12 protein-coding genes are annotated in these 14,609 nt (G+C 60.0%); 6 read left to right on the forward strand and 6 right to left on the reverse strand.

The features are described from left to right. Window positions 1-134: 134 nt before the first annotated feature. Both GVK95_RS07765 and GVK95_RS07770 read right to left on the reverse strand, forming a co-directional pair. Window positions 135-923, reverse strand: coding sequence for a DUF4239 domain-containing protein (locus tag GVK95_RS07765; RefSeq protein WP_159948224.1), 789 nt, complete (start codon window positions 921-923; stop codon window positions 135-137). 44 nt (window positions 924-967) lie between these two features. Next, window positions 968-1,561: a LysE family translocator gene (locus GVK95_RS07770; protein WP_159948226.1), complete on the reverse strand. Its 594-nt coding sequence runs from the start codon at window positions 1,559-1,561 to the stop codon at window positions 968-970. A 157-nt stretch (window positions 1,562-1,718) separates the two neighbouring features. On the opposite strand from GVK95_RS07770, the gene GVK95_RS07775 reads away from it, so the two are divergent. After that, window positions 1,719-2,564 (forward strand): aldo/keto reductase, encoded by an 846-nt coding sequence (locus tag GVK95_RS07775; RefSeq protein WP_159948228.1) that lies wholly within the window; start codon window positions 1,719-1,721, stop codon window positions 2,562-2,564. A gap of 122 nt (window positions 2,565-2,686) precedes the next feature. Continuing rightward, window positions 2,687-3,151 carry a metalloregulator ArsR/SmtB family transcription factor gene (locus tag GVK95_RS25430; protein WP_159948230.1) on the forward strand — a complete coding sequence of 155 codons (465 nt, stop codon included), beginning with the start codon at window positions 2,687-2,689 and terminating at the stop codon, window positions 3,149-3,151. Window positions 3,152-3,221: 70 nt separating this feature from the next. On the opposite strand, the gene ilvN is transcribed toward GVK95_RS25430, so the two are convergent. Together ilvN and GVK95_RS07790 are read right to left on the reverse strand one after the other, a co-directional pair. Next, window positions 3,222-3,794 carry an acetolactate synthase small subunit gene (gene ilvN, locus GVK95_RS07785; RefSeq protein ID WP_159948239.1) on the reverse strand — a complete coding sequence of 191 codons (573 nt, stop codon included), beginning with the start codon at window positions 3,792-3,794 and terminating at the stop codon, window positions 3,222-3,224. Between the two features lie 17 nt (window positions 3,795-3,811). Further along, entirely contained in the window at window positions 3,812-5,590 is a 1,779-nt protein-coding gene (locus tag GVK95_RS07790) for an acetolactate synthase 3 large subunit (RefSeq protein WP_159948241.1), read from the reverse strand. 342 nt (window positions 5,591-5,932) lie between these two features. On the opposite strand from GVK95_RS07790, the gene GVK95_RS07795 reads away from it, so the two are divergent. Next, window positions 5,933-8,035, forward strand: coding sequence for an ATP-binding protein (locus GVK95_RS07795; RefSeq protein ID WP_159948253.1), 2,103 nt, complete (start codon window positions 5,933-5,935; stop codon window positions 8,033-8,035). 31 nt (window positions 8,036-8,066) lie between these two features. Here the strand turns inward: GVK95_RS07795 and miaA are convergent, their stop codons facing one another. After that, complete coding sequence (gene miaA, locus GVK95_RS07800) at window positions 8,067-8,981, reverse strand: tRNA (adenosine(37)-N6)-dimethylallyltransferase MiaA (protein WP_200844247.1); 915 nt, start codon at window positions 8,979-8,981, stop codon at window positions 8,067-8,069. Here miaA and serB point away from each other — a divergent pair. The 3 genes from serB to GVK95_RS07815 all read left to right on the forward strand — a co-directional run bounded on the left by serB (window position 8,980) and on the right by GVK95_RS07815 (window position 12,913). Then, window positions 8,980-9,870 carry a phosphoserine phosphatase SerB gene (gene serB / locus GVK95_RS07805; protein ID WP_159948255.1) on the forward strand — a complete coding sequence of 297 codons (891 nt, stop codon included), beginning with the start codon at window positions 8,980-8,982 and terminating at the stop codon, window positions 9,868-9,870. The two genes, miaA and serB, sit on opposite strands and share 2 nt — an antisense overlap. 16 nt (window positions 9,871-9,886) lie before the next feature. Continuing rightward, window positions 9,887-10,438, forward strand: a complete 552-nt coding sequence (locus GVK95_RS07810; protein WP_159948257.1) for a GNAT family N-acetyltransferase — start codon at window positions 9,887-9,889, stop codon at window positions 10,436-10,438. 90 nt (window positions 10,439-10,528) lie between these two features. Further along, window positions 10,529-12,913: an EAL domain-containing protein gene (locus GVK95_RS07815; RefSeq protein ID WP_159948259.1), complete on the forward strand. Its 2,385-nt coding sequence runs from the start codon at window positions 10,529-10,531 to the stop codon at window positions 12,911-12,913. Window positions 12,914-12,917: 4 nt separating this feature from the next. Here GVK95_RS07815 and GVK95_RS07820 read toward each other — a convergent pair whose 3' ends face one another. Next, window positions 12,918-14,534, reverse strand: coding sequence for a Do family serine endopeptidase (locus GVK95_RS07820; RefSeq protein ID WP_159948261.1), 1,617 nt, complete (start codon window positions 14,532-14,534; stop codon window positions 12,918-12,920). Window positions 14,535-14,609: the final 75 nt, after the last annotated feature.

A 14,609-nucleotide genomic window follows, 5' to 3' on the forward strand; every position in this document is an offset into this window, starting at 1 on the left:
ATTGTCATGGTGATGATCGCCATGATCGTCGGAATGGTCGTGATCGTGAACCAAGGACGGTCTCCCAGAGGATTGTACGAACAGCTTAAGCGCCTGGAATCGGTATGCCAAGCACTTGGAAGTGCCGGCCAATATCAATTTGCCGCCGGCAAGGCCTTGCCGATATCCCCCTTCAGCAGATGCTCGAAAGGCGCAGGCTCAAGCCGGCCGGGCGCTGCAAATGGATTGGAAAAAGCGAAGATGAAGAACAGGATGACGCCGGAATAGGCACCGAACATCGACAGCAGGGCAATATGCGTGCGCGTTGGTCGATAGACATAAAAGGGAGCGGCAACGCAGATCAGGCCAATCAATGCCGGCGCCCAGAACAGGCCGGCAAACCTGCCGAGCGACGGCGCCTCGCGCGTCTGCCGAAATCCGGCAACATCCGTGATGCGTTGGCGCATATGCTGGGCAAGGTAACGCTGGCGATCGCTCGACGGCTCCAGGTCGAGCAGGATGTTGTAGGCCTTGTCCCATTCGCTCCAGGCAGATGCCGACAGCCCTTGCCTCTTCGCCAGCAGTTGCCATTCCTCATCAACCACCAGCGCGACATATTGCGCCAGGTGCTGCTGGACAGGAATCACTGCCGGTCCACCATACCGCCCCGCATCATTGAAGACATCGGAAATCGCCACGGCCTCCTGCGTCAGGACCCTTCGGATATCCTTGTAGTCGTCGAGTTCCTGGGCATAGACGAGTGCGAGAATGAGCCCATGCAACGCCGCCACGCGAACGGCCACCGTGCTGGCGGCATCATGCGTACGATCCCCTTCGTCGCCGCTGGTCAGAAGCAGGCGCGCCAGAAATGAGCTCCCGAGAACGAGCCCGATGGAGCCCAGAACGAAGCCAAAGCCGACAAAACCGGAAAGAACAAAATCCATCGTGACTGCTGCACCTCATCAAAGCCAGCGACGGCCAGCTACCACTACTTCAACATGGGCCAGAGACTGAGAACCAGCAAGATGGCCATGGTGATATTGAACCACTTCAGGTGCACGGGCACCGACAACCAATCCCTGAGTGCCGAGCCGAAGCCTGCCCAGGTTGAAACGCTCGGCACATTCACTGCAGCAAATACCAGTGCGACAACCGCAACCGTCAGGGCATAATTCTGCGGATCGGGATAGACGGCCATTGCCGTCACAGCCATCACCCAGGCTTTCGGATTGACCCACTGAAAGGCCGCCGCGCCCAGGAAAGTCATGGGGTTCGCCTTGGCCTCGCCCTGCCCCAGAGAGCGGGACGTGCCGATTTTCCAGGCGATCCAGACCAGATAGAGACCGCCGGCGATCTTCAGGCCGGTATAGGCCAGGGGTACCGTCGCCAGCAGCGCCCCCAGACCAAGGCCCACCCCGAGCAGCAATGACAGGAAACCGGCACCAATCCCGAACATATGAGGAATGGTGCGACGGAAGCCGAAATTCACGCCCGAAGCAAACAGCATCATATTGTTCGGCCCTGGCGTGATGGACGTGGAGAAGGCAAAAAGAATCAACGCCAGCAGTGTGTCGATGGACATGAATATCCTCCCGTTCATTTTTTAGGTCAGCATAACTGTCCAAACACTTGGCGCCAGCCGATCACTTGTCTCCGTGACACGAACCGACTTTGGCTGGCCAATGTTGCCAGCCCAACATTGACTGCTATCTTCGCATTCGGATTTCAAGGAGAACGCCATGAACGATCCAATCCCTACCGTCACATTTCCAGGCGGCGCAAGCGTCCCGACCATCGGTCTCGGCACCTGGATGATGGGGGAAGACAAGAGCCGCATGGAGGCGGAAATCGATGCCGTACGCCAAGCTCTCGACCTCGGCATCACGCTGATCGATACGGCGGAAATGTATGCGGATGGCGGGTCCGAGAGAATTGTCGGCGCCGCGCTGAAGGACCGTCGTGAGCGCGCCTTTCTGGTTTCCAAGGTCTTGCCATGGAATGCCAGCTTCGACGGCACGATCGAAGCGTGCGACCGCAGCCTCAAGCGCCTGGGAACCGACTATCTGGACCTCTACCTGCTGCACTGGCGTGGCGAGCATCCGCTTGCCGATACGGTTGCCGCCCTCGAAACGCTGAAAGCCAGCGGCAAGATCAGGTCCTGGGGCGTTTCCAACTTCGATATCGATGACATGGAAGAACTCTTCGAGCTGCCCGACGGCAAGAACTGTTCTGTCAACCAGGTGCTCTACAACCTCTCCCGCCGTGGCATCGAATTTGATCTGCTGCCTTGGTGCCAGGAGCGCCATATCCCGGTCATGGCCTATTCGCCGATCGAACAAGGCCGCCTGCTCCGGCATCCGGAACTCATCCATATCGCCAACACCTACCAGGCAACACCGGCCCAGATTGCCCTTGCCTTTCTTCTGGACCGCGACAGCGTCATCCCGATCCCGAAGACAGTCAGCCTCAACCGCTTGCAGGAAAACCGGGATGCCGTGCAACTGGACATCACCGACGAGGATTTCGACAGGCTGGATGTTGCCTTCCCGCCACCATCTCGCAAAGTTCCACTCGAAATGTTGTGAGTAAGTCCCGCCTCGCAACGCTCACCGCATGGCCAGTGATTCCGGCAGCTTTACGCGAGGCATAAAGGGAATTAGGGCATTTCCTAATTTCCTTTTCGAGTGAAGACGAGACGGGTGTCGTGATGAGCAAGAAGCAGAAGAAGGATGTCACGATCGACATCATGGATCGAGCCACCCAACGCATCTTCAATGCGCTGGCCTCGGAGCCGCGGCGTATGATCCTCGTTCATCTTTCAGGCTCAAGCCTGACCGCCGGAGAAATATCCTCCCGTTTCGACATGGCGAAACCGTCGATCTCCCAGCATCTTGCCATTCTCGAGAATGCCGGCCTGATCGAGGGCGACAAGCGCGGCCAGTTCATTCACTACAGCCTCATGCCGGATGCGTTGCGCCAGACGCTGCAAGGGTTCGCCGATCATGTGATCCCACGCATGCCGGACGAGAAGCCTAAATCCTTGCCCGATAAAGCTGCAAGGAAGCCGGGCCTGAAACCCTTGGCCGAAACACCGGAAAAACCGCCGGGGAAGCAAAAAAAGGAAGCGCCACAGCAGATGGGCCTTCTCGATCTCCTCGCCTCTCTCGACTAAAGCCTCGTGCCAAACGAAAACGGGCGGCCAGAGGCCGCCCGTCAAGGAAATCCGTCCACTGTCGCAGACTTTACATGCCCTGCGAGCCACGGTTCATCGCAGCAATCCCGGTGCGGCAGATCTCGTTCAGGCCAAGCGGCTTCATGATCGAGACGAACTGGTCGATCTTCGACGACTTGCCAGTGATCTCGAAGATGAAATGCTCGACAGTGGCGTCAACCACCTTGGCATGGAAGGCATCGGCCAGACGCAGGGTTTCGGCGCGCATTTCGCCGGTTGAAACCACCTTCACCAGCGCCACTTCGCGCTCGATCGGGCGCTCCTGACCAAGTTCGCGTGCTCTGACCGTCAGGTCGAGAACCCGGTGAACCGGAACGATGCGTTCAAGCTGCGCCTTGATCTGCTCGAGCACGTTCGGCGTGCCGCGCGTCACGATTGTGATGCGCGACAGATGCGCCTCATGCTCGGTCTCCGAAACCGTCAGACTTTCGATGTTGTAGCCGCGTCCGGAAAACAGGCCGATGACCCGGGCCAGGACACCCGGTTCGTTGTCGACCAGAACCGAGAGCGTGTGGCTCTCGATCGCAGCTGTTTCCTTGGCGATGAAATAGGCCGAACCGGTCGGCTGAAGCTGTGCACTCATGATCTTCAATCCTTCGGTTAAACGAGCTGGCGGCCCTTGGCGTCGATTGCGTTGGCAACCGCTTCGTCGGTCGCCTCGTCCGGCAGCAGCATCTCGTTATGCGCCTTGCCCGACGGGATCATCGGGAAGCAGTTGGCGAGATTGGCGACGCGGCAATCGAAGATCACCGGCTTGTTGACCGAAATCATCTCGTTGATCTTGTCGTCCAGTTCATGCGGCTTTTCGCAACGCAGACCGACGGCGCCGTAAGCTTCCGCCAGCTTGACGAAGTCCGGCATCGCTTCCGTATAGGAATTCGACAGGCGGTTGCCATGCAGCAGCTGCTGCCACTGGCGCACCATGCCCATATACTGGTTGTTCAGGATGAAGATCTTGACCGGCAGCTCGTGCTGGATGGCGCAGGACATTTCCTGGATGCACATCTGGATCGAGGCGTCGCCGGCAACATCGATGACCAGTGCGTCGCGATGTGCGACCTGAACGCCGATGGCTGCCGGCAGGCCGTAGCCCATCGTGCCGAGGCCACCCGACGTCATCCAGCGGTTCGGCTGTTCGAAGCCGATATACTGTGCCGCCCACATCTGGTGCTGGCCGACTTCGGTGGTGATGTAGGTGTCGCGGTGCTTGGTCAGTTCATAGAGCCGCTGCAATGCATATTGCGGCATGATCACGTCCTTGGACGGCGTGTAGGCGAAGGAATTGCGAGCCCGCCACTTGGTGACGCTCTCCTTCCATTCGACCGTCTGCGCCGCATCCGGCTTTTTCGGCAGGGCGCGCCAGGCACGAACCATGTCTTCCAGAACGCTGCCGACATCGCCGGTGATCGGTACGTCGACACGGACGTTCTTGTTGATCGACGACGGATCGATGTCGATATGGATCTTCTTCGAGTTCGGCGAAAACGCATTCAACCGGCCGGTGATACGGTCGTCGAAGCGTGCGCCGATGCAGACCATGACGTCACAGTCATGCATCGCCATGTTCGCTTCATAAGAACCATGCATGCCGAGCATGCCCAGCCAGTTCTTGCCCGATGCCGGATAGCAACCCAGCCCCATCAATGTCGACGTGATCGGAAAATCGGTGAGCCCAACCAGTTCGCGCAGCAGCTTGGTGGCTTCCGGGCCGGAATTGACCACGCCGCCGCCGGAATAGATGACAGGACGACGGGCATTGGCCATCAGTTCGACGGCCGCATGGATCGCACGCTGGTCGCCCTGCAGCTTCGGCTGATAGCTGCTGGCCGGCTTGTGCGCTTCCGGCGGCGTATAGGTGCCGGTGGCAAACTGGATATCCTTCGGCACATCGACCAGGACCGGCCCCGGGCGGCCGGACTGGGCAATACGGAAGGCTTCGTGGATGATGCCAGCAAGCTGGTTGACGTCCTTGACCAGCCAGTTGTGCTTGGTGCACGGGCGGGTGATGCCAACGGTGTCGCATTCCTGGAAGGCGTCCGAGCCGATCAGGGCAGTCGGAACCTGGCCGGAAATGCAGACGAGCGGAACGCTGTCCATCAGCGCATCCTGCAGCGGCGTCACGGCATTGGTCGCGCCGGGTCCCGAAGTGACCAGCAACACGCCGACCTTGCCGGTCGAACGTGCATAGCCCTCGGCCGCATGACCAGCACCCTGCTCGTGGCGAACGAGGATGTGCTGGATATCGTCCTGCTGGAAGATCTCGTCATAAATCGGAAGCACGGCGCCTCCGGGATAGCCGAAGATGTGCTCTACACCATTGTCTTTCAGCGCGCGCAGAACGATTTCGGCGCCGGTCATCTGGTTGTCTTTACCCGTCATGCTGTGGTTTCCATCTGCCTTCTGGATTTTAGGGCTGATACCCCGGTTTTGGGCATAAAAAAAGGCCCCTTGAGGAGCCTGTCATCTAGCGCATGGGTGGCTAACGCCGGATGGTTACACCATCCTGCCCATGCGCCGTCCCACCACGATAAGTACGTTCGAGTTTTTCATGGGGCGAAGTGTTAGCCACAAACGATCGAAGCGTCAACGCATGATTGATGAATTTTTACGCCCTTTGGCGCACTTTTATTGCGCAACCGGTCTGCGACCATCGCACGCGCCGCAGCTATACGAAGTCTTAAGTCGTTCGCGGATAGGCTATCGCCTAACTGGGAGTATTTCTTGTTGAACGATGATCTTCACAAGTCTGGCGCTGCCGGAGACCAAGACCGCCGCGATGTCATGCGGCCCGGCAACCGAATGCTCGGACGTGTCGTCGCCTGTAATGGCGCCCGCGCAACCATTGCGGCCGTCGCCGAAGATGGCGGCACCGACCTGACCGAACTCTGGTCTGTCGGGCGGCTGATCTCGATCACCGTCGGCAAGAACCGAGTCGTGGCGCTCGCCTATTCGATGCAGACGGGCAGCAAAGACTGGGGCGAAGGCGAGGACAATACTTTCCTCATCGAGGTCGAACTTCTCGGCGAGGTCCATGTCGGCGATGATGGATCAGAAATCTTCTCCACCGGCATCTCGCGCTATCCGTATCTGGGTGCCATCGCCCACCGCATCCGCGCAGCCGACCTCCTGCGCATCTACGACACCCGTCAGGGCGACACCTGCGTCATCGGCAAGCTAACCCAGGACGAGACCATCGACGCCGCCATTCATGTCCCGTCCATGCTGTCGAAACACTTCGCGGTTGTCGGCTCGACGGGCGTGGGCAAGTCGACTGCCGTTTCGCTGCTCCTGCGCAAGGCGATCGAAAGCGACCCGAAGCTGCGCGTGCTGATCCTGGATCCGCACAACGAATTTGCCGCAGCCTTCCCCGACCATGCCGTCGTCATCGACACCGACACGCTCGACCTGCCCTTCTGGCTGATGCGGCTGGAAGAGTTCGCCGAAGTGCTGTTCCGCGGCCGGCCACCCGTGCCAGAGGAACTGGACATCCTGCGCGATCTGATGCCGGAGGCCAAGCGTGCCTTCCGCGGCAACGAATCGGCCCTGATGCGCCGCGCGTCGGACAAGAGCTCGATGACCGCCGACACGCCCGTTCCCTATCGCATTGCCGATCTGATGGCCTTGATCGATGAACGCATCGGCCGCCTCGAAGGGCGTGGCGAAAAGCCGTTCCTGCGGGCGCTGAAAATGCGCATCATGTCGGCGATCAACGACCCGCGCTATCATTTCATGTTCTCCAGCAACACGATCAGCGACACGATCATGGAGACCATCGCCCACATCTTCCGCATTCCGGGCGACGATCGACCGATCTCCACCTTCCAGCTCGCCGGCATCCCCTCCGAAGTGGTCAACTCGGTCGCCTCGGTTCTCTGCCGCATGGCCTTCGAACTGGCGCTCTGGTCCAACGGCGCGATCCATATGCTGGTCGTCTGCGAAGAGGCCCACCGTTATGTGCCGGCCGACCAGAGCCTCGGTTTCATTCCGACGCGCCAGGCCATCGCCCGCATCGCCAAGGAAGGCCGCAAATACGGCGTCTCGCTCGGCATCATCACCCAGCGCCCCGGCGAACTGGACCAGACGATCCTGTCCCAGTGCTCGACGCTGTTTGCCATGCGCCTGTCGAACGATCGCGACCAGGAGATCATCCGCTCGGCCATTCCCGACAGCTCGATCTCGACGACAAGCTTCATTTCCTCGATCGGCAATGGCGAGGCCATCGCCTTTGGTGAAGCTATCGCCGTACCGATGCGCATGCGCTTCACCCGCGTCGACACAAGCCACCTGCCGAAGGCCAATGGCGCAACAGCCAAGAGCTCGGAAGAAACACCCGATACCGTTGATCTGCGCTCGATCATCGGCCGCATGCGCGCCATCGCCGCGCCGGATATCTCCGCCTTTCAGCAAAGCTTCGAGACCACCATGCTCGGCAGTCGCGGTTTAGGCGATCCGTCGGGCATCTACGACGATGAAGAGCCGGACGAATACGGCGACGACTATTCCACACCGGCCTTTGCTGGCAGTGAGCAGCGACCATCCGTTGCGCCTCCGTCCTACGAGCCTCCACCGTTCCGCCACACACTCCCGGCATCCGAAATGCCACCGATTGAGCCCTATCGGCCCGACATGCTGCCGCGCAACCCGCCGGCAGATGACGGCCAGCGCTATCGTCAGGAACCTCCGGCCCAGGCTCCCGCCTTCGCCAGAGAACCGGTAGCCACGACGCCAGGCTTCGGCACTTCGACACTGCGCCGCGAGCCCGGGCCGTCGTTGCGTGAAAGCATCCTGAAGAAGCCGCTCTCAAGCCTCTACAAGAAGGACTGAGCTCCGCCTGAAGTGAAGCGGTTATGGCAGTTTAAACGGGCGATCGTTGCGCCGGATCGATCCTCGACCAGCTGTCGTCCATCTGGTTGCGGAACCAGGTCATTTGCCGTTTGGCATATTGCCGCGTAGCCGCCGAGGCGCGTTCGATCGCCTCCTCCCGACTGATCCTGCCCGCCAGCATATCGGCGATCTGGCTCACGCCGATCGCCTTCATCGCCGGCATCTCCGGTAAAAGGTCCTGGGTAAGCAAGGCCTGCACCTCCTCGATGGCGCCCTGATCCATCATCATCGAAAACCGACGATTGATCCGTTCGTGCAACACGGCCCGATCGGGCAGAACCACGAATTTTTCCGCCCGCGCCGGATCGACAATCATCGGACCCGCCTCGCCCTGAAAACTCGATATCGACCGCCCGGTCGCTTCCAGCACTTCAAGCGCCCGGACGATCCGCTGTCCATCCTGTGCTCGCAGCTTCTCCGCCACCACCGGGTCGCGGCCTGAAAGTTCGGCATGAAGCACCTCCGCCCCCTCATCGACAGCCCGCTGGCGCAGGGCCTCACGGATTGCTGCTGGAATAGCCGGCATATCCGACAATCCACCGGTCAGAGATTTGAAATAGAGCCCCGTGCCGCCGATGATCACCGGCATCCGGCCTCTGGACGTCAACTCCCCGAGAACGACCCCAATCTCGCGCAGCCAGTCGCCGGTCGAATAGCGGGTTGACGCCGCGACATGGCCGTAAAGCAGGTGCGGAATACCCTCCATCTCGGCCTCGCTCGGCCGCGCCGTCACCACGCGCAAAGTATCATAGACCTGCATGCTGTCGGCATTGATCACGACACCGTCATGGCGACGCGCCAGTTCAAGAGCGAGAGCGGACTTGCCGCTGGCGGTCGGCCCGGTTATCAGGATCGCGTCGATGTCTTGTCTAGGATCTTCCATCATGGCCTTGGTTGCCACGCTTGTTGCCAATCCGTCAAATCCCGTTCTCACCCAGGCATTGGGAGAAGCGGCCGCGGCCGCTGTTTCAGCCTCCGGCCTATACTGGCTCGCCGGTGGCATCGCCTGCGATATCGCGCTGAAGGACGGTACCGACGCCTCGGTTGCCGAAAGCCGGCTGCGTGACGCTATCGCCGGCTTGCCGATCGATGTCGTCGTCCAGGACGCGGACACCAGACGCAAGCAATTCCTGATCGCCGACATGGATTCGACCATGATCGGCCAGGAATGCATCGACGAACTGGCAGCAGAAGTCGGCCTGAAAGACAAGGTATCTGAGATCACCGCCCGCGCGATGAACGGTGAGATCGCTTTCGAACCAGCACTTCGCGAGCGCGTCGCCCTGCTCAAGGGGCTGCCGATTTCCGTCGTCGATGAAGTGATCGCCAAGCGTATCACGCTGACACCCGGCGGACTGGAACTGATCGCAACGATGAAGGCGAAAGGCTACTACACGGCTCTGGTGTCCGGCGGTTTCACCGTCTTCACCTCGAAGATCGCCGCCACGCTGGGCTTTGACGAAAACCGCGCCAATATCCTGCTGGAGAACGGCGGACTGCTCACCGGCGAGGTTGCAGAACCGATCCTCGGCAAGCAAGCCAAAGTCGATTCGCTTATCGAAATCGCGGACAAACTCGGAATTCGGCCTGAAGACACCCTTGCCGTCGGCGACGGGGCAAACGACCTCGGCATGCTCGGCATCGCTGGATCCGGTGTCGCCTTGCATGCGAAGCCGACCGTCGCCGCTCAGGCGAAGATCCGCATTGACCACGGCGACCTGACCGCGCTTCTCTACCTGCAGGGTTACCGAAAGACGGATTTCGTCACGGCCTGATCCGGCAGGAAGAGCCATGATCGTCCTGGAAACCACAAGGCTTTATCTGCGCAACTGGCGCGACATGGACCGCGACCTGTTCCGCGAGATCAACCGTGATCCGAAGGTAATGGAGTTCTTCCCCTTTCGGCGCAGCCGCGAAGAGGCTGACGCCTTGATGGACAAGGTCGCTTCGATGATTGCCGAGACCGGTCTCGGCTTCTATGCCATTGCAGACAAGGAAACGGACGAAGCCATGGGCTTTTGTGGCCTGTCTCCAGCGGGCCTCCCCGGTATCCTGCCGGACGATGCCGTCGAGATCGGCTGGCGGCTTGCCACCCGCTTCTGGGGCAACGGATACGTGACCGAAGCGGCCAGGGCGCTTGCCCATTATGGATTCCACAACAGGGGGTTGGCTCAGATATTTTCCTTCGCAGTTGAAGGAAATTCCCGCTCTATCGCCGTCATGCGCCGCATTGGCATGACGGCCGTCGAAAATGGCGCGTTCGATCATCCCAGAGTGCCAGACAGCCATCCTCAACTAAAGCGCCACGTGCTGTACCAGCAGACAGCAAATCTCGTCACCTGAACGCAAGCATTCGGCATAAATATATCAAAGCTGACAATCTGACATTTGCGATTTATTCAAGATTAAGTTGTTTCGCATATATCAAGATGCATGCACAAACCACGACGCTCCAGCCTATTTGCGCGAACCTCGAATCTGACCAACGCTTTCCTGCGCCTTGGAGAACAGGGTAGCTGCGAGCAGGAAATCAGCAGGATCAGGGCCGTCCGGCTGGCAACGGTCTGGAACAACACCCCCTGGATGATGGCTGCCAATCTCGGCAATGCCGTGCTGACCATCATCGTTTTCTCGGACCACCCCTCCAGCCTGCTGATCACCATCATATGCGCCCTGCTCATAGCAATTGCCTTTCACACCAGCGTCAGTTGGTGGCGTGGGCGCGAGAAAGCCGCTCGCACATATGCCAGCATTCGCGGCACGCGCAACGCGACGATCTATGCCGCGCTTTTGAGCGGCCTCTGGGCCATGATTGACATTGTCAGCTTCGCGGATGCCACCGACAGCCAGAAGCAGGTCGTTATAGCGCTGACCGTCGGCATGACTGCCGGCGGCGGCTTTGCCCTTGCCACGATCCCTGCCGCCGCCATTGCCTTTTGCACTATGATGGGCCTGGGAGCGGCGATCTCGCTGCTGCTCACCCCGGACATGATAGGCCTCTACCTTTTCGGCCTGTTCATCATCTATTCGGCCATCATTGTCCGCGCGTCTCTGGCTCTGTGCCAAAGCCTGACCGAACGTGTCCGGGCAAAGATGGCAGCGCTTGAACAGCGCGATGTGATCAATCTTCTGCTGAACGATTTCGAGGAAAATGCTGCCGACTGGCTCTGGGGCACCGATGCAGACCTCCGGATTGAACGCGCCTCACCCCGCTTTTGCGAGCAATTGCAGGTTCCCGAGAACTTTATTTTGGGCAAGCCTATCTTTGAAGCCCTTCCTTTCGCAAAGGTCGGCAGCAAGGCGATCGACGGTACGGAAATGCGGGAGGAATTTCACCGTCGCCTGTACCTGACACAATCGTTTCGCGATGTGGATATCTGCGTCGAACAGGCAGGTGAACTGGCGATTTGGTCGCTGACCGCCAAGGCCATCTTCGATGCATCTGGTACATTTCTCGGCTATCGTGGTGTTGGGCGCGATGTCACGGCCAACCGGGAGGCGCGCCTGCGTATCGAACACCTCGCACGCCATGATCCGCTGACCGATACCGGCAACCGCGTGTTGCTCAGTGAGGATCTGGCCCGCGCGATCGCCCGCCACGAGCGCTTCGGCGACCCCTTTTCCGTCCTGCTCCTCGACCTCGACCGCTTCAAGCAGGTCAACGACACCCACGGCCATGGCGGCGGCGATGAACTGCTCCGGGAAGTCGCCCGCATGCTGCATTCGCTGTGCGACGAGACCGACACCCTTGCGCGCCTCGGCGGGGATGAGTTCGCCATTCTTCACATGTCTGCGGAAGGGCCTCAATGTTCTGCTGTCCTCGCTGCGCGCATTGTCGAGCGACTGCGGAAACCCTTCTCTCTAACGTCAGGCACGGTCCAGATCGGCGTCAGCATCGGCATTGCCTGTGCTCCCATCGATGGTATCGAGGCAGACCAGTTGCTGCGCAATGCCGATCTCGCGCTCTACCGGGCAAAGTCCGACGGACGCAACCGCTTCCATTTCTTCGACACCACGCTTGATGCTTCGGCGCGCAGGCGCAATCAGATCGAGCACGAACTCCGTCTGGCGCTGACAAACGATACGCTGACGTTGAACTTCCAGCCTCTCGTCAGTGCAGACAGCGGAAAGGTCGTCTGCGCCGAGGCGCTCTTGCGGTGGCACCATACGACACTGGGTCCAATCAGCCCCGCCGAATTCATCCCCATTGCCGAGGAGACAGGCCTCATCACGGGCATCGGCGCCTGGGTAATGAACCAGGCCTGCAAACTTGCAGCCGATTGGCCGGAGCATGTCCGTGTCGCGGTCAATCTCTCGCCCCGCCAGTTTCTCAGCCCTGGCCTGCTGCCGATGATCGAAAATGCTCTCAGCCAAAACGCGATGATACCGGCACGGCTTGAACTGGAGATGACCGAAAGTCTGCTGATGGACGCCACGCCTGGAATCGAGGGAACTCTGAAAGCGCTGAGAAACCTTGGCCTGCGTATTGCCCTGGACGATTTCGGCACAGGGTTCTCATCATTGAGCTATCTCCGCCACTATCGTTTCGACAAGTTGAAGATCGATCAGTCTTTCATTTCCGACCTCGAAAGCAATGCCGACAGCCGTGCCATCGTCAGTTCCGTCATCGATCTGGCCAAGCAACTGCGCATGTCGGTGGCCGCCGAAGGTATTGAATCGGCGGGCCAGTTCGAAATGCTGAAACAGCTCGGCTGCACCGAAATACAGGGATATCTCGTCGGTCGGCCCATGCCGATCGAAATGTTCGAGGCCTATCTGGCGGCAGGAAACGGCGAGCAGATCCGTCTGTCGGCCTGATCCGCTATTCCAGAGGCACAGCGACCAGCCGCAGATTGCCCTCCTTGTCGGCAATCATCAGATAGCCGCTACGACGCCCCTCGCCTTTGATGCTGGTCAGCTTTTCCGCCACCTGCTGAGGGGTCTTCATGAACTCCTGCGCCACCTCGACAATGACGTCGCCGGCCTTCAGACCCTTATCCTCGGCCTTTGAGCCAGGCAGGATGCGCGTGATCACCACGCCCTCGACACTCTCGGCAATACCGTAGGTCTTGCGAGCGGCGTCATCCAGCACGGCAATCTCGACACCGATCAGCCCTTCGGTCACGGGTGCTGCCGATTTCTGCTCGGCAGGCGCCGTCTGGTCCTGCTCACCGGTTTGCCCGTTATCTGGCGTCTCATCATCCGGCGCCTGACCGTCGGAAGACGGGTTCTCGCCATCGGGCGTCCCGTCATCCGGTGTCGCCTGATCCTCGTCCTCCGGCGCGACGCTCTGCTGTCCGTCTTCGGTCTCGTTGCTGGCAACCTCGTCATCTTCCAGACGTCCGAGCGTGACCTTGATGGTCTGCTCCTTGCCATCCCTCAGGATGACGACATCGAGCGGCGTGCCGATCGCGCTTTCTGCCACGATCCGGGTCAGGTCCCGGGTCTCGCTGATCACCTTGCCGTCGAATTTGACGATGATGTCGCCGACCGCGATCGGCCCTTTTTCCACCGGACCGCCCTCGACGATGCCGCTGATCATCGCGCCCCGTGCCCGGCCGATCTTCAGGCTTTCGGCCACCTCGTCGGAAACCGGCTGGATGCGCACGCCGAGCCAACCGCGGCGGGTTTCGCCGAACTCCTTCAACTGGCTGACGATATTGGCGGCGAGCTCCGTCGGCACGGCAAACCCGATACCGATCGAGCCGCCGCTCGGCGAGATGATCGCCGTGTTGATACCGATCACCTCACCGCTCATGTTGAACAGCGGACCGCCGGAATTGCCTTTGTTGATCGCCGCATCGGTCTGGATGAAATTGTCATACGGCCCGGCATTGATATTGCGGCCGCTCGCCGAAATGATTCCGACGGTAACGGATCCGCCAAGACCGAACGGGTTGCCGATCGCCATGACCCAGTCGCCGATCCGCATCTTGCGCGAATCGCCGAACTTGACCGAGGTCAGCGGCTGCGGCGGCTCGACCTTGAGAAGCGACAGGTCGGTCTTGGTGTCGGTACCGATCAGCTTGGCCTTGAGCTTGGAACCGTCGGAAAAGATAACCTCGATATCATCGGCATTCTCGATGACATGATTGTTGGTGACGATGAAGCCGGTCGGATCGATGACGAAGCCAGACCCCAGCGAATTGACTTTGCTGTTGCTGTCGCCACCCTCTCGATTCTTGTAGAAGTCCTCGAACAGTTCCTGGAACGGAGAGCCTTCCGGCACCTGCGGCAACGGGCCGTTGCCCTCTTCCTTGACGCTCTGGGATGTCGAGATATTGACCACGGCGCCAAGCAGTCCGCTGGCAAGGTCCGCGACAGATTCCGGTCCCTGCGCAAAACTCTGCCGCGGCGCACTGATGGTTCCCAGCACAGCCGCGCTGCCAATCAGGAAGGCCGGCAGGATCGTTCGCAAGGTGCGGGCGTTCGTGGTCATGGGCTTCCTCATTGTCGGTTTCGGTCCTGCTCTCGGACCATAAGGCGGATTGGCAGAAGGGGAAATCACATTTGC

Origin of the sequence: Rhizobium sp. 18065, from assembly GCF_902706095.1 — a bacterium.
Taxonomy (GTDB): domain Bacteria; phylum Pseudomonadota; class Alphaproteobacteria; order Rhizobiales; family Rhizobiaceae; genus Allorhizobium.

Bases quoted from the DNA above. Each gene is read 5' to 3' on its own strand.
- GVK95_RS07775 (WP_159948228.1), top strand. From the start codon at position 1,719: ATGAACGATCCAATCCCTACCGTCACATTTCCAGGCGGCGCAAGCGTC.
- serB (WP_159948255.1), top strand. From the start codon at position 8,980: ATGGCCTTGGTTGCCACGCTTGTTGCCAATCCGTCAAATCCCGTTCTC.
- ilvN (WP_159948239.1), bottom strand. From the start codon at position 3,794: ATGAGTGCACAGCTTCAGCCGACCGGTTCGGCCTATTTCATCGCCAAG.
- GVK95_RS07770 (WP_159948226.1), bottom strand. From the start codon at position 1,561: ATGTCCATCGACACACTGCTGGCGTTGATTCTTTTTGCCTTCTCCACG.
- GVK95_RS07810 (WP_159948257.1), top strand. From the start codon at position 9,887: ATGATCGTCCTGGAAACCACAAGGCTTTATCTGCGCAACTGGCGCGAC.
- miaA (WP_200844247.1), bottom strand. From the start codon at position 8,981: ATGATGGAAGATCCTAGACAAGACATCGACGCGATCCTGATAACCGGG.
- GVK95_RS07790 (WP_159948241.1), bottom strand. From the start codon at position 5,590: ATGACGGGTAAAGACAACCAGATGACCGGCGCCGAAATCGTTCTGCGC.
- GVK95_RS25430 (WP_159948230.1), top strand. From the start codon at position 2,687: ATGAGCAAGAAGCAGAAGAAGGATGTCACGATCGACATCATGGATCGA.
- GVK95_RS07820 (WP_159948261.1), bottom strand. From the start codon at position 14,534: ATGACCACGAACGCCCGCACCTTGCGAACGATCCTGCCGGCCTTCCTG.
- GVK95_RS07765 (WP_159948224.1), bottom strand. From the start codon at position 923: ATGGATTTTGTTCTTTCCGGTTTTGTCGGCTTTGGCTTCGTTCTGGGC.
- GVK95_RS07815 (WP_159948259.1), top strand. From the start codon at position 10,529: ATGCACAAACCACGACGCTCCAGCCTATTTGCGCGAACCTCGAATCTG.